Annotated in this window: 17 protein-coding genes; 13 read left to right on the top strand and 4 right to left on the bottom strand. The window is 70.9% G+C overall.

The genetic code is table 11. The features are described 5' to 3' along the window. Positions 1 to 9 precede the first annotated feature (9 nt). Positions 10 to 1,605: an acyl-CoA carboxylase subunit beta gene (locus ACIA8D_RS00670; protein ID WP_399227743.1), complete on the bottom strand. Its 1,596-nt coding sequence runs from the start codon at positions 1,603 to 1,605 to the stop codon at positions 10 to 12. A 148-nt stretch (positions 1,606 to 1,753) separates the two neighbouring features. Between ACIA8D_RS00670 and ACIA8D_RS00665 the strand changes: the two genes are divergently transcribed. The 4 genes from ACIA8D_RS00665 (at position 1,754) to ACIA8D_RS00650 (ending at position 6,010) form a co-directional block, all read left to right on the top strand. Then, positions 1,754 to 2,626 carry a biotin--[acetyl-CoA-carboxylase] ligase gene (locus tag ACIA8D_RS00665; RefSeq protein ID WP_399227742.1) on the top strand — a complete coding sequence of 291 codons (873 nt, stop codon included), beginning with the start codon at positions 1,754 to 1,756 and terminating at the stop codon, positions 2,624 to 2,626. A 128-nt stretch (positions 2,627 to 2,754) separates the two neighbouring features. Next, on the top strand, positions 2,755 to 3,885 hold the full coding sequence (locus ACIA8D_RS00660; RefSeq protein ID WP_399227741.1) for an adenylate/guanylate cyclase domain-containing protein: 1,131 nt from the start codon (positions 2,755 to 2,757) through the stop codon (positions 3,883 to 3,885). A gap of 41 nt (positions 3,886 to 3,926) precedes the next feature. After that, entirely contained in the window at positions 3,927 to 4,730 is an 804-nt protein-coding gene (locus ACIA8D_RS00655) for an enoyl-CoA hydratase/isomerase family protein (protein ID WP_399227740.1), read from the top strand. A gap of 122 nt (positions 4,731 to 4,852) precedes the next feature. After that, complete coding sequence (locus ACIA8D_RS00650) at positions 4,853 to 6,010, top strand: diguanylate cyclase domain-containing protein (protein WP_399227739.1); 1,158 nt, start codon at positions 4,853 to 4,855, stop codon at positions 6,008 to 6,010. 214 nt (positions 6,011 to 6,224) lie between these two features. On the opposite strand, the gene ACIA8D_RS00645 is transcribed toward ACIA8D_RS00650, so the two are convergent. Continuing rightward, the gene (locus tag ACIA8D_RS00645; RefSeq protein WP_399227738.1) at positions 6,225 to 6,509 is read right to left on the bottom strand and encodes a hypothetical protein; all 285 of its coding nucleotides are present in this window, start codon (positions 6,507 to 6,509) and stop codon (positions 6,225 to 6,227) included. 108 nt (positions 6,510 to 6,617) lie between these two features. On the opposite strand from ACIA8D_RS00645, the gene ACIA8D_RS00640 reads away from it, so the two are divergent. The 7 genes from ACIA8D_RS00640 (at position 6,618) to ACIA8D_RS00610 (ending at position 15,172) form a co-directional block, all read left to right on the top strand. Beyond that, entirely contained in the window at positions 6,618 to 6,956 is a 339-nt protein-coding gene (locus ACIA8D_RS00640; RefSeq protein ID WP_399227737.1) for a hypothetical protein, read from the top strand. A gap of 234 nt (positions 6,957 to 7,190) precedes the next feature. Continuing rightward, a complete protein-coding gene (locus ACIA8D_RS00635) occupies positions 7,191 to 8,447 on the top strand; it encodes an Ig-like domain-containing protein (RefSeq protein ID WP_399227736.1) in 1,257 nt (418 codons plus the stop codon). A 177-nt stretch (positions 8,448 to 8,624) separates the two neighbouring features. Further along, positions 8,625 to 10,103, top strand: coding sequence for an ABC transporter permease (locus ACIA8D_RS00630; protein ID WP_399227735.1), 1,479 nt, complete (start codon positions 8,625 to 8,627; stop codon positions 10,101 to 10,103). 46 nt (positions 10,104 to 10,149) lie between these two features. Next, positions 10,150 to 10,836: an ABC transporter ATP-binding protein gene (locus tag ACIA8D_RS00625; protein WP_399227734.1), complete on the top strand. Its 687-nt coding sequence runs from the start codon at positions 10,150 to 10,152 to the stop codon at positions 10,834 to 10,836. Between the two features lie 247 nt (positions 10,837 to 11,083). Then, positions 11,084 to 13,189: a bifunctional polysaccharide deacetylase/glycosyltransferase family 2 protein gene (locus ACIA8D_RS00620; protein ID WP_399227733.1), complete on the top strand. Its 2,106-nt coding sequence runs from the start codon at positions 11,084 to 11,086 to the stop codon at positions 13,187 to 13,189. Next, positions 13,186 to 14,334: an LCP family protein gene (locus ACIA8D_RS00615; protein WP_399227732.1), complete on the top strand. Its 1,149-nt coding sequence runs from the start codon at positions 13,186 to 13,188 to the stop codon at positions 14,332 to 14,334. Before ACIA8D_RS00620 ends, ACIA8D_RS00615 begins: the two co-directional genes overlap by 4 nt. A 61-nt stretch (positions 14,335 to 14,395) precedes the next feature. Next, entirely contained in the window at positions 14,396 to 15,172 is a 777-nt protein-coding gene (locus ACIA8D_RS00610) for a group II truncated hemoglobin (protein ID WP_399227731.1), read from the top strand. Between the two features lie 57 nt (positions 15,173 to 15,229). On the opposite strand, the gene ACIA8D_RS00605 is transcribed toward ACIA8D_RS00610, so the two are convergent. Next, positions 15,230 to 16,144 carry a helix-turn-helix domain-containing protein gene (locus tag ACIA8D_RS00605; RefSeq protein WP_399227730.1) on the bottom strand — a complete coding sequence of 305 codons (915 nt, stop codon included), beginning with the start codon at positions 16,142 to 16,144 and terminating at the stop codon, positions 15,230 to 15,232. 129 nt (positions 16,145 to 16,273) lie between these two features. Here ACIA8D_RS00605 and ACIA8D_RS00600 point away from each other — a divergent pair, with 129 nt between their 5' ends. Both ACIA8D_RS00600 and ACIA8D_RS00595 read left to right on the top strand, forming a co-directional pair. Continuing rightward, a complete protein-coding gene (locus ACIA8D_RS00600; protein WP_399227729.1) occupies positions 16,274 to 17,317 on the top strand; it encodes an NAD(P)-dependent alcohol dehydrogenase in 1,044 nt (347 codons plus the stop codon). Between the two features lie 110 nt (positions 17,318 to 17,427). Then, a complete protein-coding gene (locus ACIA8D_RS00595) occupies positions 17,428 to 17,772 on the top strand; it encodes a DUF1330 domain-containing protein (protein WP_399227728.1) in 345 nt (114 codons plus the stop codon). Here the strand turns inward: ACIA8D_RS00595 and ACIA8D_RS00590 are convergent, their stop codons facing one another. Further along, positions 17,773 to 18,597: a helix-turn-helix domain-containing protein gene (locus ACIA8D_RS00590; protein ID WP_399227727.1), complete on the bottom strand. Its 825-nt coding sequence runs from the start codon at positions 18,595 to 18,597 to the stop codon at positions 17,773 to 17,775. Positions 18,598 to 18,600 lie beyond the last annotated feature (3 nt).

The following is an 18,600-nucleotide window of genomic DNA, read 5'->3' as shown; positions in this document are numbered from 1 at the left end:
CGGCGCTCCTTACAGCGGGATGTTGCCGTGCTTCTTCGGGGGCAGTGATTCCCGCTTCGTGCGCAGCTGACGCAGGCCGCGCACCACGTGGGAGCGGGTGTCGGAGGGCAGGATGACCGCGTCGATGTAGCCGCGCTCGGCCGCCGTGTACGGGTTGAGGAGGGTGTCCTCGTACTGCTGGATGAGCTCGGCGCGGGTGGCCTCGACATCGTCGGCCGCCGCGATCGTCTTGCGGTGCAGGATGTTGACCGCGCCCTGCGCGCCCATGACCGCGATCTGCGAGGTGGGCCAGGCCAGGTTGAGGTCGGCGCCCAGGTGCTTGGAGCCCATGACGTCGTACGCGCCGCCGAAGGCCTTGCGCGTGATGATCGTGATGAGCGGCACGGTGGCCTCGGCGTACGCGAAGATCAGCTTGGCGCCGCGCCGGATGATGCCCTCGTGCTCCTGCTCGACGCCCGGCAGGAAGCCCGGCACATCGACGAAGGTGAGCACCGGCACGTTGAAGGCGTCACACGTGCGGACGAACCGCGCGGCCTTCTCCGAGGCGTGGATGTCGAGGCAGCCGGCGAACTGCATCGGCTGGTTGGCGACGATGCCGACCGGGCTGCCCTCGACGCGGCCGAAGCCCGTGATGATGTTCGGCGCGAACAGCGCCTGGGTCTCGAAGAAGTCGGCGTCGTCCACGACGTGCTCGACCACCGTGCGCATGTCGTACGGCTGGTTCGCGCTGTCCGGGATGAGGGTGTCGAGCTCCCGGTCCTCGTCGGTGAGCGCGAGGTCGGCCTCCTCGGGGAAGGCGGGCGGCTCGCTCAGGTTGTTCGACGGCAGGTAGGACAGCAGCGACTTGATGTACTCGATCGCGTCCTTCTCGTCGCCCGCCATGTGGTGCGCGACACCGGAGCGCGAGTTGTGGGCGCGGGCGCCGCCCAGCTCCTCCATCCCGACGTCCTCGCCGGTGACCGTCTTGATGACGTCGGGGCCCGTGATGAACATGTGCGAGGTCTGGTCGACCATGACCGTGAAGTCGGTGATGGCGGGGGAGTACACGGCGCCGCCCGCGCACGGCCCGACCACGAGCGAGATCTGCGGGATGACGCCCGACGCGTGGGTGTTGCGGCGGAAGATCTCGCCGTACATGCCGAGGGCCATGACGCCCTCCTGGATGCGGGCGCCGCCGGAGTCGTTGATGCCGATGACGGGGCAGCCGGTCTTCAGCGCGAAGTCCATCACCTTCATGATCTTCTGCCCGAAGACCTCGCCGAGGGCGCCGCCGAAGACCGTGAAGTCCTGCGAGAACACGGCGACCGGGCGGCCGTCCACGGTGCCGTATCCGGTCACGACGCCGTCGCCGTACGGCTTGTTGGCGTCAAGGCCGAAGTCCGTCGACCGGTGCCGGGCGAACTCGTCCAGCTCCACGAAGGAGTCCTCGTCGAGCAGCAGCTCGATCCGCTCACGTGCGGTCAACTTGCCCTTGGCGTGCTGCTTTTCGACCGCGCGGGCGGATCCGGCGTGGGTCGCCTCGTCGATCCGGCGCCGCAGATCGTCGATCTTGCCTGCGGTCGTGTGGATGTCGATCTTCGCTGTCGGCTGTTCCAACTCGGACATCGGGATGCGGCTCCCTGCCTGCTTCGACGCTGCTCACGGGGACGGTTGGGGGAAGGTCCAAAAAAGGGGAGTGGGGCTACTGATTCGTAGCGTAGTGGCCTGAATACCGTTCAGCAGTGCGGTCTTTGCCACACCTAGGCTGGGTTGCATGACGCCGCGAGATGGTTCAGACGTACCCGCCAACCCCTGGTCCGACCTGGACAGGCCGCCCCTGTCCGAGGCCGGCCTTCGCCGGTCCCTGCTGCGGGACGGGGGCCTGTGGTCGTCCCTGGAGGTGGTGCCCCGCACGGGGTCCACCAACACGGATCTGGTGCACCGGGCCACGGCGGGGCCCGTGGCCGAGGGCACCGTGCTCGTCGCCGAGGAGCAGAGTGCGGCGCGCGGGCGGCTCGACCGGTCCTGGTCGGCGCCGCCGCGCTCGGGCCTGTTCTTCTCGGTGCTGCTCAAGCCGGGCGAGCACGAGGTGCCGATCGCGCGCTGGGGCTGGCTGCCGCTGCTCACCGGGGTCGCGGTCGCCACGGCCCTGTCCTCGGCGGCCGGTGTCGACACGGCGCTGAAGTGGCCCAACGACGTGCTCCTCACGGTCGACGGCGAGGAGCGCAAGGCCGGCGGCATCCTCCTGGAGCGGGCGGGTGCGGACGCCGTTGTGCTCGGCGTCGGCCTGAACGTGTCGCTGCGCGCCGACGAGTTGCCCGTCCCGACGGCGGGTTCGCTGACGCTCGCGGGGGCCAAGGTCTCCGACCGGGAGCCGGTGCTGCGGGCCGTGCTGCGGTCCCTGGAGAAGTGGTACGTCGAGTGGTGCGCGGCCGAGGGCGACCCCGCGCTCTCTCGCTTGCAGGAGACGTACGCGGCGGGCTGCGGCACGCTCGGCCGCCAGGTCCGGGCGATCCTGCCGGGCGACCGGGAGCTGGTCGGCGAGGCGGTGGCCGTGGACGGCGACGGCCGGCTTGTGATCGCCACGGAGGCCGGGGGCCGGGAGGCGGTCGGCGCGGGCGACATCGTGCACCTGCGACCTGCGTAGGCGTGTACCACCGGGCGCCTCCCGGCCGACGCCACCCGGATGCGGACGAAGTGACGTGGGGCACAGGTGCTGCCGTAGAGTTGAGCCCGGTCGATACCTGACCGCGGCAGATCGGAAGGGCAGCAGGCGTGACCGTCGACGACTCGGGCTCCGGCACGGGCTCTCCCACCGACCCCGAGAAGCCGGAAGGAGCGGAACCAGAAGAGGCTGAGGCCGAGGATCCGCTCGCCCTGCGGCTCGAAGGGCTCATCCTCGGGGCCGAGCGCAGATACACCCCGTTCCAGGCGGCGCGCAGCGCGGGCGTCTCCATGGAACTGGCCTCCCGGTTCTGGCGGGCCATGGGCTTCGCCGACATCGGCCAGGCCAAGGCCCTCACCGAGGCGGACGTGCTGGCGCTGCGGCGCCTCGCCGGTCTCGTGGAGGCCGGGCTGCTCAGCGAGGCCATGGCCGTACAGGTCGCCCGGTCCACCGGACAGACCACCGCGCGCCTCGCCGAATGGCAGATCGACTCGTTCCTGGAGGGCCTGACCGAGCCCCCGGAGCCCGGCATGACCCGCACCGAGGTCACGTACCCGCTGATGGAGCTGCTCCTGCCGGAGCTGGAGGAGTTCCTCGTCTACGTGTGGAGGCGCCAGCTCGCCGCGGCGACCGGCCGTGTCGTGCAGGCCGGTGACGACGAGGAGATGGTCGACCGGCGGCTCGCCGTCGGGTTCGCGGACCTCGTCGGGTTCACGCGGCTCACCCGTCGTATGGAGGAGGAGGAGCTCGGCGAGCTCGTCGAGGCCTTCGAGACCACCGCGGCGGACCTCGTCGCGGCGCACGGCGGCCGGCTCATCAAGACCCTCGGCGACGAGGTCCTGTACGCGGCCGACGACGCGGGCATCGCGAGCGAGATCGCGCTGCGCCTGATCGAGACGATGAGCAACGACGAGACGATGCCGGAGCTGCGCGTCGGCCTCGCGTTCGGCACGGTCACCACGCGCATGGGCGATGTCTTCGGCTCGACCGTGAACCTCGCGAGCCGGCTCACGTCGATAGCGCCCCGGGACAACGTCCTGGTGGACGGCGCCTTCGCCGAGGAGCTGATCAGGATCGGGGAGACGCCCACCTCCGAGGCGGAGGCCGCGGCCGAGGCGCAGAAGGCCAAGGAGGACGGCGAGGAGCCGCCCACCTACCGGTTCGCGCTCCAGCCCATGTGGCAGCGGCCCGTGCGCGGCCTCGGCGTCGTGGAGCCCTGGACGCTGACCAGGCGCACCTGACAACCTTGGCGGTTAACTGGCGTTAACCGAAAGGGCGTGTCATGGGTGACGAGCGGCGGTTCGGGGAGTTCGTGGCGGTACGGAGCCACGAGGACGGAACGGTCGCCGAGCTGGTGCTCGACCGGCCGAAGGCCATGAACGCCGTGTCGAGCGACATGGCCCGCTCGATCACCGCCGCGTGCGACGCGCTGACGGCCGACCGGGACGTCCGGGTCGTCGTCCTCACCTCCAGCGCCGAGCGCGCCTTCTGCGTCGGCGCGGACCTCAAGGAGCGCAACTCCTTCTCCGACGCGGAGCTGCTGCGCCAGCGGCCCGTGACCCGCGCCGCGTACACGGGCGTCCTGGAGCTGCCGATGCCGACGATCGCGGCCGTGCACGGGTTCGCGCTCGGCGGCGGCTTCGAGCTGGCGCTCGCCTGCGATCTGATCGTGGCCGACGGGACGGCCGTCGTGGGCCTGCCCGAGGTCTCCGTCGGCGTGATCCCGGGCGGCGGCGGTACGCAGCTGCTTCCGCGCCGCGTCGGGGCCGCGCGGGCCGCCGAGCTGATCTTCACGGCGCGCCGGGTGCGGGCGGCGGAGGCCGGGGAGGTGGGGCTCGTGGATCAGGTCGTGGCGGCGGGCGCGGACCGCGAGGAGGCGCTCGCGCTCGCCGCGCGGATCGCCGCCAACTCGCCGGTCGGTCTGCGCGCGTCGAAGAAGGCGCTGCGGCTCGGGCACGGCCTCGACATGCGGGCCGGCCTGGAGGTGGAGGACGCGGCTTGGCGGTCCGTGGCGTTCTCCGGGGACCGGGCCGAGGGGGTGGCGGCGTTCAACGAGAAGCGCAGTCCGCGGTGGCCGGGCGAGTGACGGGGGGGGGCGGTCGCACCGACGTACCACTCGATTACTTTCAGTGACGCCCGGCTGCTCGTGAGCCCCGGCCTGGCGCACCAAATTCACCGAAATGCCGGAAAACTCCTTACTCTGGAGTGATGGGTGAGGACGTTCGGCTACGCGCCGTGGTGACGCTCGCGCAGGGCATGGCCGCCGCGCGCAGCCCACGCGACTCGTGGCGCGCGGCAGCGCTCGGCGCCTGCCGCGCGCTGTCCGGGAGCTTCGCGGCGCTCTCCGTCTGGGAGCGTGAGCGCGGCCGGCTGCGGGTGCTCGTCAACGTGGGGGAGCTGGCCGAGGGGGAGGAGGAGTTCCCCGAGGGCGAGGGCTACCCGGTGCACCGATTTCCCGAGATCACCGAGTTCCTGCACGAGCGGTGGGCCAAGGGCGGCGAGCCGGACGCCTGGGTCGAGACGGCGGAGGGCCCCGTGGACCGGGCCGGCTACTGCCATCAGCGGGTCGCCGCGCTACGGCGCAGGGGCCGCGGCTGCTGCGTCGTGGCGCCGATCGTTCTGCACGGGCGGGCGTGGGGCGAGCTGTACGTGGCGCGGCCGACGGGCGCCGAGGTGTTCGGCCGCTTCGACGCCGATTTCGCCACGGTCCTCGCGGCGGTCGTCGCGGCCGGCATCGCGCAGACCGAACGCCTGGAGGAGGCGCGCAGGCTCGCCTTCACCGACGCCCTGACCGGGCTCGCCAACCGGCGGGCGGTCGACATACGCCTCGACGAGGCCGTGGAGCGGCACCGGGCCGACGGCTCCGTGGTCAGCCTCGTCGTCTGCGACCTCAACGGCCTGAAGCGGGTCAACGACACCTACGGGCACGCGGCGGGCGACCGGCTCCTCGAACGGTTCGGCTCGGTGCTCTCGCTCTGCGGGGCGATGCTGCCGGGAGCCCTCGCGGCGCGGCTCGGCGGCGACGAGTTCTCGCTCGTCGCCGTGGGGCCCTCGGCCGACGAGGTGGTCCGGGTGGGCGACGAGATCTGCTCACGGGCCGCCGAGCTGGACCACGGCGACGGCGTCGCGTGCGGCATCGCGTCCACCGGGGACCCGATCGGCGAGGTGAGCAGCGCGCGCCGCCTCTTCCGCCTCGCGGACGCCGCGCAGTACAAGGCGAAGGCGCTGCGCGCGGCGAAGCCCGTGGTGGCGGGGCGCGACGGCGGCCTCGCCGACCCGGTGGTCCGCCTCGCGGACTCGCCGCCGGCCCCGGGCGAGGGGGAACGGCGGCGCATCAGGGGCCTGGAGCCGGGCGCCGACCGCTAGGGCCTGTCGTTTGGATCAGGCCGGGCTCGCGGGGCCTGGCACGCACGCTCGCGGCGTTGTCGTCGGTCGACGACGCTCCGCGTCGCCTCCCTCCTCCGCCTTGCGATCGCACGCACCAGGCCCCGCTCACGGAGCCGAATGGCGCGGCCTCCCGTATCCAGCCTGATCCGTCAGAAGGGCCCTAAGTCGCCCGCCACCCGGCGCAGTTGGGGCCCTACGCCTCGTAGGCCCGGCCCCTGCGCACCGAGTACGTCACGAAGCCGACGCCCAGGCCGAGGAAGGCCGAGCCGCCGATCACGTACGGCGTCGTGTCCACCTGACCCGTGTCGGCCAGGCGGAGTTGACGGTCGGACTGCTCGGTGACCGCCGTGGCGGTGCGCTGCTGGTCCGCATGGGTGACATGCTCGGGAGTCGCCGTCGCTGTGGGAACGAACCACAGCGCACCGAGGAGCGCCGCGGCGGCAGTGGCGGTGAACAGTGATCGACGTGCGGCAGGCACGGAAGCGATCCCCCTTGTGGCGCTGGCGAATTGGCCGTGTGTGCTGATGTTAGTTAAAGACGTGGGTCACAGGAAAGTCACGAGGCGGATGGGTCGTACGCTCCGCCCATGAGCACTGATGACACGTCACGTTTTGTTCGCCTCAAGGTGGAATTGGTCCTGGAGGTCGCCGACGCGGAGGCGCTGACCGGGGCGGCTCTGCAGCGCGTGGCCGAGGACGAGGAGGTCGGGCCCGAGGAGCGGGCGCAGGCCGTGAGCGCCGTCGAGGAGGACGAGGCGGAGGCGGTCGCGTATCTCGTCGACCCGTTCGATCTGGTCGCCGACGTGCCGGGGGCGGAGCTCGTGCAGGCCTCCTGGTCCAGTGAGCAGGTCGACTACGACCCCGATTCGCCGGACTGGGACCTCGGCGAGGATGATGAGGAGGGGGAAGCGGAAGACGGCGTGTAGCGGTCCTCGAATCGGGAACCCTGGGCGGCAACCGCTGCCCGGGGTTTTGTCGTCCCTGGTGAGGGAGTCCCGACGTGGTCTTGCCCACACCGACGGTCCATCGGGAACGGGACGAACCGGTCACGGCGTTGAGTGGGTACGAGGGGGCTGTTGTGTCCTCTTGGGCCTGCCGTCGACCGGGCTCGGGGCGGCCGACAGCAGGTGCATTCGGCGAAGTCGGGAAATTCGGCGACTATGGAGAAGCGTGTGATAACGGACGGTAAGCGGCGCAAGGGTCTGATGGCCGCGTCCGCTCTGCTCGGCGGTGTGCTCGTGCTGACGGCCTGTGGTGGCGGCGACGAGGGCGGCTCGGGCAAGAAGGAATCGCAGGCGCAGGCCGATGAGGCCGCGGCGAAGAAGACCTCCGAGGCCGACATCAAGATCGCGCCGAAGGACGGCTCCGACAACGCGAGCATCAACAACGCCGCGAAGGTCACCGTGAGCAAGGGCACGCTCACCGATGTCGCCATGACCACGGCCGACGGAACGAAGGTCGAAGGCCAGATCTCCGCCGACAAGAAGAGCTGGAAGCCCACGACGCAGCTCGAGCGCGCGACGAAGTACAAGATCGCCGCCGAGGCGAAGGACTCCGGCGGCCGCGTGGCGCACGAGAACGCGCAGTTCACGACGGTGTCCCCGACCAACAGCTTCATCGGGAACTTCACGCCGGAGGACGGTTCGACCGTCGGTGTCGGCATGCCCGTGTCGATCAACTTCGACAAGGAGATCAGCAACAAGGCCGACGTGCAGAAGCACATCACCGTGACCTCCAGCAGCGGGCAGGAGGTCGTCGGGCACTGGTTCAACGGCACCCGGCTCGACTTCCGCCCCCAGGACTACTGGAAGGGCGGCTCCACGGTCACCATGAAGCTCGACCTGGACGGGGTCGAGGGCGCCAACGGCGTGACCGGTGTGCAGCAGAAGACGGTCTCGTTCAAGATCGGGCGCGACCAGGTCTCCACGGTCGACGCGAAGACCAAGATGATGACCGTCACGCGGGACGGAAAGACCGTCAAGACCATCCCGATCTCCGCCGGTTCCCCCGAGAACAAGACCTACGAGGGTCAGATGGTGATCTCCGAGAAGTTCAAGGAGACCCGGATGGACGGCTCGACGGTCGGCTTCACCAACAACGACGGCAAGGGCGAGTACGACATCAAGGACGTGCCGCACGCGATGCGCCTGTCGAGCTCCGGCACGTTCATCCACGGCAACTACTGGGGCGCCAAGTCGATCTTCGGTGGCGCGAACACCAGCCACGGCTGCGTCGGCCTCCAGGACGCCAAGGGCGCCAATGACAACAGCACGCCGGGCGCCTGGTTCTACAACAACTCGATGGTCGGCGACGTCGTCGTCGTGAAGAACACCGGCGACAAGACGGTCCAGCCGGACAACGGTCTGAACGGCTGGAACCTGAGCTGGTCGCAGTGGAAGGCCGGGTCCGCCGAGTAGTCACCGGGTCGTACCCCGCGGGGGTCTCATGGCGTTCTCATGACGGCCTCACGCAACCCTTACAACACCGCCATACCGTTTCGCCGCAGCGGGAGCCGGAGCGTCCTCGGACGCTCCGGCTCCCGCTGATTCCTGTCAGAGCCCCCTTCGCGGTGGGCCGTCATCGGCGAGGCTTCGATGTTCTTCACCTATCTCCGGCGTGAGCTGCGCCGCCGCAGAAAAGCGGCGCTGGTCGTCGCCTCCGGGCTCGCGCTCGGTATCGCGCTCGTCATCGTGGTCGGCTCGGTGTCCGCCGGGATGACCAGGGCGCAGGACAAGGTCCTGCAGTCGCTGTACGGCCTGGGCACGGACATGACCGTCACCAAGGCCGCGAGCGCACCCAAGGCGGGCGACAGTACTGGCCGCCCGAAGTTCGACTTCGACGCCAAGGACAGTGACTCCGGTGACAAGGAGCAGTCCAGTGACCGCGTGATGGTGCAGGGCTTCCAGACCCTCGCCGACTCCACCGTCGCGAAGGTCGCCGACCAGAAGGGCGTCGCCGACACGGTGGGCGGGCTCAGCCTCCAGGTGATGAAGGTCAGCGGCCGGTTCACGCGCGGCCAGTTCAAGCAGGACGGCGACAGACGTACGCAGGGCGGGCCCGGTGGCGGCGAGGGCGGTCAGCCGCAGGGCCGCGTCCAGGGCGGCGGCGCCAACTTCGACGTCAACTCCTTCTCCGTCTACGGCACCGACGTCACCCAGCGGAGGCTCGGCCCGCTGACCTCCTCGAAGATCACCAAGGGACGGAGCTTCACGACCTCCGAGACCGACGCGAAGGTCGCCGTCGTCGACTCCTCGTACGCGAAGCGGAAGAAGCTCGCCGTCGGCGACAAGGTCACCGTCAAGGGCGACAAGTACCGGGTCATCGGCGTCGCGACCGCCGACAGCGGGGACGCGGCCGCCAATGTCTACGTGCCCCTGAAGCGGGCCCAGACGCTCGCGGACGTCAAGTCCAAGGTGACGACGGTCTACGTCAGGGCGACCGACTCGCAGCGGATCGACGCCGTGAAGGCGGCCATCCAGAAGAACATCTCCGGCACCACCGTCACCACGTCCGCCGATCTCGCCGACACCGTCTCCGGCTCCCTGTCGACCGCCTCGAATCTGGCCTCGACCGTCGGCAAGTGGCTGTCGATCGCGGTGCTCGTCGCCGCCTTCCTGGTGGCGGGGCTGCTCACGTCCTCGGCGGTGTCCCGGCGGGTCCGGGAGTTCGGCACGCTCAAGGCGCTCGGCTGGACCTCGGGCCGGGTGACGCGGCAGGTCGTCGGCGAGGCGGTCGTCAACGGGCTGATCGGCGGCGTCCTCGGCATCGCGGTCGGGCTCGCGGGCGCGTACGCCGTGACGGCGATCAGCCCCACCCTGTCCGCGCAGCTCGGCGGTGGCGGCGGCATGGGTGGTTCTCCCGGCGGCGGAGGCTTCGGCGGCGGCGGAATGATGCGCCGGGCCGCGGGGGGAGGCGCGAAGACCCTCGACATCGCGCTCAGCGCGCCCGTCTCCGCCACCACCATCGCCCTCGCGGTCGGCCTCGCCGTCGCGGGCGGGCTGATCGCCGGCGCCTTCGGCGGTTGGCGGGCCTCGCGGCTGCGCCCCGCAGACGCGCTGCGCCGCGTCGAGTAGAGCCACTGGTCACGCCAATCACCCCACGTAGTACAGGAGTTGCACCATGTATCAGCTCACCGGCGTCACCAAGCGGTACCGGCGCGGCAAGGACACCGTCGACGCGCTCGCGGGCGTCGATCTCGTCATCGGCGACGGCGACCGGCTCGTCATCCAGGGCCCGACCGGCGGCGGCAAGTCGACCCTGCTCCAGATGCTCGGCGGGCTCGACCGGCCCACGGCGGGCAGCGTCGAGCTCGACGGGGTCGACCTCGGGACGCTGCCGGAGGCCCGGCTCACCAAGGTCCGCGCCGAGTCCATCGGCTTCGTCTTCCAGTCCTTCAACCTCGTCCCGACGCTCAGCGCGCTGGAGAACGTCGAGACGGCCCTCGTGCCGCTCGGCCTGCGGAGCGCGGAGCGGCGCGAGCGGGCCGCCGAGGCGCTGCGCTCCGTGGGCCTCGGCGAGCGGCAGCGGCACCTGCCCGCCGAGCTGTCCGGCGGCCAGCAGCAGCGCGTCGCCATCGCGCGCGCCCTGGTGAAGAACCCGAAGGTGCTGCTCGCCGACGAGCCCACGGGCAACCTCGACGAGTCGATGCGCGACGAGATCATGGACGTACTGGAGGAGCGCTGGAAGGAGCACGGCCTGACCTTCGTGATGGTCACCCACGACTCGGCCATCGCCCGGAAGGCGCCCCGCCTCGTGACGATCAGCAAGGGGCGGATCACGGTCACGGAGAACGCCTCGGCCGCCTGATCCGGACGCGCCACAGGTGTCGTCGAGGTGAACACGTATCGAGCAAAGGGTTGTACTCGAAACGACAGGTGTGCCGTTTGTCACGTGTCACACGGGTCCCAGATGTTTGCCAATGCCCCAATTCCCTGGCTGCCGCATCAATACACTCGCCTCCCATGTGTGAGTGGAACGTGGAGAACGGGCGCCGAATATGGTCGGCTCGTCAGGAGCGGGGCCGGCCGGGCGGCGACGCCGGCGCCGACGCCTGATGGGGGCACGGCACAAACAAGCGAGAGATCCGCGGGCGCACTGGCTGCTGCTCGCGCTCACCCTGCCGGTGCTCCTCGGTGCCCTCCTCTTCCAGGGCTGGACCCAGAACGAGGTGGACGGCGCCAAGACCAAGCCTGCCTGCACGCAGCCCGTGCCGGAGTCGGCCTCCGGCGCGGGCCCGGTGCTGTCCGTCGACGGTGGCCGGGTGCACAGCGCCTCGATGCCGCCCGGCACCGTCGCGCTCACCTATGACGGCGGCCCCTACCCGAAGGCGACGCCGAAGCTGCTCGCACTGCTCAAGAAGCACCACGCGCACGCCACGTTCTTCCTCAATGGCGCCAAGGCCGCGCAGTACCCGAAGCTCGTCGAGCGGATCAGGGCCGAGGGCCACGACATCGGCTCCAACACCTACACGGGCGCCGACCTGGGCAGCTCGTCCAAGGTGCGCAGCAAGCTCGAACTGGGGCTCACACAGAGCGCGTTCGCGGGCAGCGGCGGCTTCCGTACCACGCTCCTGCGGATGCCGATGACCACCACCGTCGCCACGATGTGCGGCGGCGAGTGGCCCGCCGCGCAGGCCGCGTCCGCCAACGGCTACACCCTGGTCGCGGCCGACCGGTCCGGGCAGCGGGTGCGGGACGGGCTGGTGCGCCAGCTCAGCCAGACCTCGCTCGGCTACCGCGAGACGCAGAAACTCCTCGCGCATCCGCAGGCCAAGCGGTTCGTCGGCGTCACCGAGGGCGCGAACAGCGCGCAGCGGGCGACGTCCGACGTGGCCGCGCCCGTGCGCTGGCTCGGGCAGGGCCTGATCTGGTTCCAGACCCTCGGCCGCAGCTTCGTCTCGGCCATCTCGTGGGTGCTCCTCGCCGCCGCGGGACTCGGTGTGCTGCGCCTGTTCGTGCTCGTGCTGTTCGCCCGCGCGCACGTCAGACGCCTTGAGCGGTTCCGCCCCGGCTCGCCCTGGCTGCGCGAGATCCGCGACCCGGTGACCGTGCTCGTACCCGCGTACAACGAGGAGGCGGGGATCGGCGCGACGCTGCGCTCGCTGCTCGCCTCCACCCACCAGCCGATGCAGATCATCGTCATCGACGACGGGTCGAGCGACCGCACGGTGCAGATCGCGAACGAGTACGCGGCCCGGGACCCGCGCGTCCAGGTGCTGTGCCAGCCCAACTCGGGCAAGGCGGCGGCCCTCAACCACGGCCTGAGATACACCCGTTGTCCCTACGTCGTGATGATCGACTCGGACACCGTCTTCGAGGCCGACGCGATCCAGCGCCTGGTCCAGCCGCTGGCCCACCCGGCCGTCGGCGCGGTCAGCGGCAACACGAAGGTCGGCAACCGCAAGCGCCTCCTCGGCCGCTGGCAGCACCTGGAGTACGTCTTCGGGTTCAACCTGGACCGCCGGATGTTCGAGGTCCTGGAGTGCATGACGACCGTGCCGGGTGCGATCGGCGCCTTCCGGCTCGACGCGCTGATGGGAGTCGGCGGCCTGAGCGAGGACACCCTCGCCGAGGACACCGACCTCACCATGGCGCTGTGGCGGGCCGGCTGGCGGGTGGTCTACGAGGAGACCGCCATCGCCTGGACCGAAGTCCCCACCTCCCTGCGGCAGTTGTGGCGCCAGCGCTACCGCTGGTGCTACGGCACCCTCCAGGCGATGTGGAAGCACCGGGGCGCGGTCCTGGAGGTCGGGCCCGCGGGTCGCTTCGGGCGGCGCGGCCTGTCCTACCTGTTCCTCTTCCAGGTCGTGCTGCCGCTGCTCGCCCCGATGATCGACGTCTTCATGTTCTACAGCGCCGTGTTCGCCGGCGACACCGCGAAGTCCGTGGCCGCCTGGGTGGGCTTCCTCGGTCTCCAGATGGTGGTCGCGGCGTACGCCCTGAAGCTCGACGGAGAGCGCAGGCGCACGCTCTGGTCCCTGCCCCTCCAGCTGTTCGTGTACCGGCAGTTGATGTACCTCGTGGTCATCCAGTCGGTGGTGGCCTTCGTGGGCGGCAGCCGGTTGAAGTGGCAGCGCATGCACCGTTCCGGAACGGCCGCCGCGGCGGCCCAGCACATCGTCAGGCCGGCCGATCAGCCGGACCTGCCGGTCGCGAGGTGAGGACCCTGAACCCCAGCGCGCACACCCCGACGCCCTACCCGTACGACGAGTACGAGGTCGAGCACCACCCGTTCGACCCGGTGCCGGCCAACCGGCCCGGCGGACGGGCCGACGGCGGCTACAAGCGCAGCGAGCGCGAGCCCAAGCGCAAGCGGCGGCGCACCAAGTTCGGCCTCGTGGTCCGCGGTCTGTGCCTGCTCGTGCTCCTCGCGGTGCTCGCGGGCGCGGGGACGTACGTGTGGGCGGGGACCCGGCTCGACGGGGAGGTCGACCTGGCGTCGATCCCCACCAGGGCCGCGCCCGGCAAGGGCACCAACTACCTGATCGTGGGCTCCGACAGCCGCGAGGGCCTCAGCGAGCAGCAGACCAAGAACCTGCACACCGGCTCGGAGCTGGGCTCCGAGGGGCGCCGCACCGACTCGATGATGGTGCTGCACACCGGCGTCCACGGCACCACCCTCACCAGCCTGCCGCGCGACTCCTGGGTCACCATCCCGCCGTACGTGGACCCGAAGACCGGCGTCCACCACAAGCCGGCGAAGAACAAGCTCAACGCGGCGTTCTCGCTCGGCGGCCCCGAACTCCTGGTCCGCGCCGTCGAGTCGAACACCGGGCTGCGCATCAACCACTACACGGAGATCGGCTTCGCCGGGTTCGTCGGCATCGTCGACGCGGTCGGCGGCGTGCCGATGTGCGTCGACCGGCACATCGTCGACGACAAGGCGGGGCTCGACCTGACCAAGGGCTGCCACAACCTGACCGGGCGTGAGGCGCTCGGCTTCGTGCGCCAGCGCCACCAGGAGAAGGAGGGGGACATCGGCCGCTCCCGCAACCAGCAGAAATTCCTCTCCGCGCTCGCCAAGAAGGCCTCGTCGCCCGGGGTCCTGATGAACCCGTCCACCATGTACGGCACGGCCGGCGCGGGCCTCGACACGCTCATCGTCGACAAGTCGACCGGGGTTCCGGACCTGACCCGGCTGTTCAAGGCGATGCAGGGCGTATCGTCGGGCCAGGGCAGGCAACTGGGCGTGCCCGTCGGCACCTTGGGCCTCGCCACCTCCAAGGGCAGCGCCATCCTCTGGGACAAGCAGAGGGCGAACCGGCTGTTCACCGAGCTCAGGGAGGACCGCCCGGTGACCGAATAGAGCCCCGAAACCGCGACCCCGGACCTGGCCACAGCGGAGCGACACTGCTTCGCTGGACGCCATGACGACTCGATCCCGCACCATCGAGTACATCCGCTACCGCATCCCCGAGGACCGCTCCGCGGAGTTCCTTGCCGCGTACACCCGCGCGGCGCGGCAACTCACGGCCTCGGAACACTGCGTCTCGTACGAACTCGCCCGCTGCGAAGAGGACTTTGAGCACTACATCCTGCGCATCGTGTGGACGTCGACCGAGGACCACCTGAAGGGCTTCCGGGCCTCCGACCTCTTCCCGGTGTTCCTCACGGAGATCCGCCCCTACGTCGGGTACATCGACGAGATGCGCCACTACGCGCCGACCACGGTGCGCGGCACGGGCGCCTCGGAACCCACGCTCTACGCCTGGGCGGGCGGCGCCGAGGCGTTCGACCGGCTCACCTCGGTGTTCTACGAGAAGGTGCTGAAGGACGACCTCCTCGGCCCGCTCTTCGCCGACCTCCCGGCGGAGCACGCCGCACACGTCTCCCGCTGGCTCGGCGAGGTCTTCGGCGGCCCGCCGGTCTACTCCGAACAGCACGGCGGCCACAGTCACATGGTCGCGATGCACATCGGCAAGGCCGTCACCGAGCCGCAGCGCCGCCGCTGGGTCAACCTCATGCAGGACGCGGCGGACGAGGCGGGCCTGCCGACGGACTCGGAATTCCGCTCGGCGTTCCTGGCATACATCGAGTGGGGCACGCGGCTGGCGGTCCACTTCTCGGCCCCGGACGCCGAACGCCCGGCGGAGCAGCCGGTCCCGCATTGGACGTGGGGAGCGGCGCCGCCGTACCAGCCCTGAGGGGAGCCCGCTCTTCGGACGAGAGCCCGCGGGGTCCGGGACAGCGCCCCGCGACGTCTACAACTTCGCCCGCAACGATTCGTCCACGCCCCAACTCGCCAGCAGCCGCAACGCCTCCGCGGAGGCGGACCCCGCCTCCGCGTGGTACACGGACAAGAACTGCCCGTCGTCGTCCGGCAAGTGCAACGTCTCGTACGCGAGCGTCAGCTCACCCACCAGGGGGTGCCGCATCCGCTTCACGCCGTGCCCCTTCTCCTTCACGTCGTGCGTGGCCCACAGCCGCCTGAACTCCTCGCTCTTGACGGAGAGTTCGCCGACCAGGGCCGACAGTTCCGGATCCTCGGGGTTGCGGCCCGCGTACAGCCGCAGATAGCTGACCATGTCGGTCGCCTTGGTGTCCCAGTCGACGAACAGCTCCCGGTAGTCCGGGTTCAGGAACGTGAGCCGCGCCCAGTTCCGCTCCACGCGGGGCAGCTGCCCCCAGTCGCCGAACAGCGCCGCCGCCATCCGGTTCCACGCGAGGATGTCCGAGCGCGGACCGCCGATGTACGCGGGCACGCCCTCCATCGCGTCGAGCAGGTGGCGCAGCGCGGGCCGCACCTGCTGCTGCCGTTTCGGGGCGGGCTGCTTGCGGCGCTGCCGCGTCGGCCGGGCCAGGTGCACGAGGTGCGCGTGCTCGGTGTCGCTGAGCCGCAGGGCGCGCGCGATGGCGTCGAGCACCTCCGCCGACACATTGCGCCCGTTGCCCTGCTCCAGGCGGGTGTAGTACGCCACCGAGACCCCGGCGAGCTGCGCCAGCTCCTCGCGCCGCAGGCCCGGTACCCGCCGGTGCCGCCCCGCCGAGGCGAGGCCCACGTCCTCGGGCTTGAGCCGGGCCCGTCGGGTGCGCAGGAACTCGCTCAGCTCGGCGCGCCGGTCCAGCTGGTCCGGGCGGTCCGCCGCGGCTTCCCCGGTCGCATCGTTCTCGTCCATGCTGTCCAGTATTCCCGTTCGTACGACCGGGAGCCTGACCCCGCCAGTAGTAGGACCACTGGACGTACGCAAAGCGGTGACCTGCGCATTCTTTGGTGATCCGGGTGGTCCGGCAGCAGGCTTGAGGACATGACCACGACTGTTGCCGCTTACGCCGCTCCCAGCGCCAAGGCCCCGCTGGAGCGCACCACCATCGAACGCCGCACCGTCGGCGAGCACGACGTACTGATCGACATCAAGTTCGCCGGAATTTGTCACTCCGACATCCACCAGGCCCGCGAGGGCTGGGGCGAGGCCATCTTCCCGATGGTCCCGGGCCACGAGATCGCCGGTGTCGTGGAGGCCGTCGGCGCGGGCGTCACCAAGTTCAAGGTCGGCGACCGGGTCGGCGTCGGCTGCATGGTCGACTCCTGCGGGAAGTGCGAGCCCTGCCGCTCCGGCCAGGAGCAGCACTGCGTCGAGGGCAACGTCCAGACGTACAACGCCGTCGGCAAGGACGGCGAGCCCACCTACGGCGGCTACTCGCAGCAGGTCGTCGTCACCGAGGGCTTCGTCGTCGGCATCCCCGAGGGCCTCGCGCTCGACGTGGCCGCGCCGCTGCTCTGCGCCGGCATCACCACGTACTCCCCGCTGAAGCACTGGGGTGCGGGCCCCGGCAAGAAGGTCGCGGTCGTCGGCCTCGGTGGCCTCGGCCACATGGGCGTCAAGATCGCGCACGCGCTCGGCGCGGAGGTCACCGTCCTGTCGCAGTCGCTGCGCAAGAAGGACGACGGCCTGAAGCTGGGCGCCGACCACTACTACGCGACGAGCGACCCGAAGACCTTCGAGGAGCTCGCCGGCACCTTCGACGTGATCCTCTCCACGGTCTCCGCGCAGGTCGACTTCGGCGCCTACCTGGGCCTGCTGAAGACGGGCGGCGCGCTCGTCAACGTCGGCGCCCCCGAGGAGCCGATCTCCCTCAACCTGTTCTCACTCATCGGCGGCAACAAGGTGCTCGCCGGCTCCATGATCGGCGGCATCGCCGAGACCCAGGAGATGCTCGACTTCTGCGCGGCGCACGGCCTCGGCGCCGAGATCGAGCTGATCGAGGCGAGCCAGGTCAACGAGGCGTACGAACGGGTCCTCGGCTCGGACGTGCGCTACCGCTTCGTGATCGACGCGGCGACGATCTGATCGCCCGCACCCTTTTCATGACCTGAGAGGTCATGGCCGCCCTCCCCGGGCCCCGGCAGGATCGAACCCGTACCCACCAGATCCCGCCGGCCCCGAGGGAGGGCTCCTTCATGACCGCCTACGCGATCGCCGTGCTCGGCACCACGCCCGGTGCGCCGCACCCCGACGTCCTCACGTACATCGAGCGCGTGCAGTCCACCTTCGCCCCGTACGGCGGCCGCTTCCTGGTGCACGGCACGAAGGGGGAGTGGGTGGAGGGCGAGGCGCCCGGCGGCATCGTGATGGTCGAGTTCCCCGACCCGGCGGCGGCCCACGCCTGGTACGCGTCGCCCGCCTACCAGGAGATCCTGCCGCTGCGCACCGACCACCTGCCCGGCAGCCTGGTCTTCCTCGAGGGCGTCCCGGAGGCGTACGACGCCGCGCGCACGGCCGCGGCCATGCGCGCCGCGGACTGATCAGTGCCCGCCGGTGTCCGCCCACGCCACGTCGTCCACCGCCAGGAACGGCGTCCCCGCGACCGCCGAAGGCGTCGCCCCGGTGAACGCGCGGACGTCCCGGTGCAGATGGGACTGGTCGGCGTACCCGCTGTCCGCGGCGACGCGGGACGGCGGGAGCCCGGCGGAAAGCCCGTGGGCCGCACGGTCGAAGCGGACGAGCCGGGCCGCGTGCTGCGGAGTGAGCCCGACCTGCGCGCGGAACCGGGACCACAGCCGCTTGCGGCTCCAGCCGGTCTCATGGGCGAGACGGTCGACCCGTACGAGACCGTGGTCGGCCGCCAACCTCCGCCAGGAATACGCGACTTCAGGGGCGAGGGTGCGCCCCTCCCGCGCTCTCAGGGCGAGCTCCCGCTCGGCGATCGCGAACCGCTCCGGCCAGGACCCGGCCGTACGCAGGACGTCCTGCAGCCGCTCGGCCGCGGCCCGGCCCCACAGCTCGTCGAGGTCGACCGGCTCCCCGTACGGGCCGCCCGGCGCGCCGAGCACCGCGTGCGCGAGCGCGGGCGAGAGCCGCAGTTGCAGGCAGGCGAAGCCCCGCTCGCCCGCGGCCCGTACGGCGTCGGGGGCGAGGCCGACGACCATCCGCTCGCAGGTCCGGCTGCCCGTCCCGCCGTGCAGGGACAGGGGGGTGTCGCCGAGATTGAGCGCCACGGTGACCGACGGGTGCGGGATCAGTTGCAGGTTCCGCAGCTCCGTCGCCCGGTCGCTGAAGCCGGCCATCCGCAGCCCCGCGAGCCGCCCGGGTCCCGCCGGTACGGCGATGTCCCACGAGGGCCGAGGCATGCG

Source organism: Streptomyces sp. NPDC051684 (genome assembly GCF_044453445.1).
Lineage (GTDB): Bacteria > Actinomycetota > Actinomycetes > Streptomycetales > Streptomycetaceae > Streptomyces.
The sequence above is the reverse complement of the archived record's forward strand: the minus strand, read 5'-3'. Positions and strand labels throughout refer to the sequence as shown.

What these genes read in the sequence shown, in the direction of transcription:
- ACIA8D_RS00640 (WP_399227737.1), top strand. Translation starts at nt 6,618, where the DNA reads ATGAGCACTGATGACACGTCACGTTTTGTTCGCCTCAAGGTGGAATTG.
- ACIA8D_RS00625 (WP_399227734.1), top strand. Translation starts at nt 10,150, where the DNA reads ATGTATCAGCTCACCGGCGTCACCAAGCGGTACCGGCGCGGCAAGGAC.
- ACIA8D_RS00670 (WP_399227743.1), bottom strand. Translation starts at nt 1,605, where the DNA reads ATGTCCGAGTTGGAACAGCCGACAGCGAAGATCGACATCCACACGACC.
- ACIA8D_RS00630 (WP_399227735.1), top strand. Translation starts at nt 8,625, where the DNA reads ATGTTCTTCACCTATCTCCGGCGTGAGCTGCGCCGCCGCAGAAAAGCG.
- ACIA8D_RS00610 (WP_399227731.1), top strand. Translation starts at nt 14,396, where the DNA reads ATGACGACTCGATCCCGCACCATCGAGTACATCCGCTACCGCATCCCC.
- ACIA8D_RS00635 (WP_399227736.1), top strand. Translation starts at nt 7,191, where the DNA reads ATGGAGAAGCGTGTGATAACGGACGGTAAGCGGCGCAAGGGTCTGATG.
- ACIA8D_RS00655 (WP_399227740.1), top strand. Translation starts at nt 3,927, where the DNA reads ATGGGTGACGAGCGGCGGTTCGGGGAGTTCGTGGCGGTACGGAGCCAC.
- ACIA8D_RS00650 (WP_399227739.1), top strand. Translation starts at nt 4,853, where the DNA reads ATGGGTGAGGACGTTCGGCTACGCGCCGTGGTGACGCTCGCGCAGGGC.
- ACIA8D_RS00600 (WP_399227729.1), top strand. Translation starts at nt 16,274, where the DNA reads ATGACCACGACTGTTGCCGCTTACGCCGCTCCCAGCGCCAAGGCCCCG.
- ACIA8D_RS00665 (WP_399227742.1), top strand. Translation starts at nt 1,754, where the DNA reads ATGACGCCGCGAGATGGTTCAGACGTACCCGCCAACCCCTGGTCCGAC.
- ACIA8D_RS00620 (WP_399227733.1), top strand. Translation starts at nt 11,084, where the DNA reads ATGGGGGCACGGCACAAACAAGCGAGAGATCCGCGGGCGCACTGGCTG.
- ACIA8D_RS00605 (WP_399227730.1), bottom strand. Translation starts at nt 16,144, where the DNA reads ATGGACGAGAACGATGCGACCGGGGAAGCCGCGGCGGACCGCCCGGAC.
- ACIA8D_RS00595 (WP_399227728.1), top strand. Translation starts at nt 17,428, where the DNA reads ATGACCGCCTACGCGATCGCCGTGCTCGGCACCACGCCCGGTGCGCCG.
- ACIA8D_RS00590 (WP_399227727.1), bottom strand. Translation starts at nt 18,597, where the DNA reads ATGCCTCGGCCCTCGTGGGACATCGCCGTACCGGCGGGACCCGGGCGG.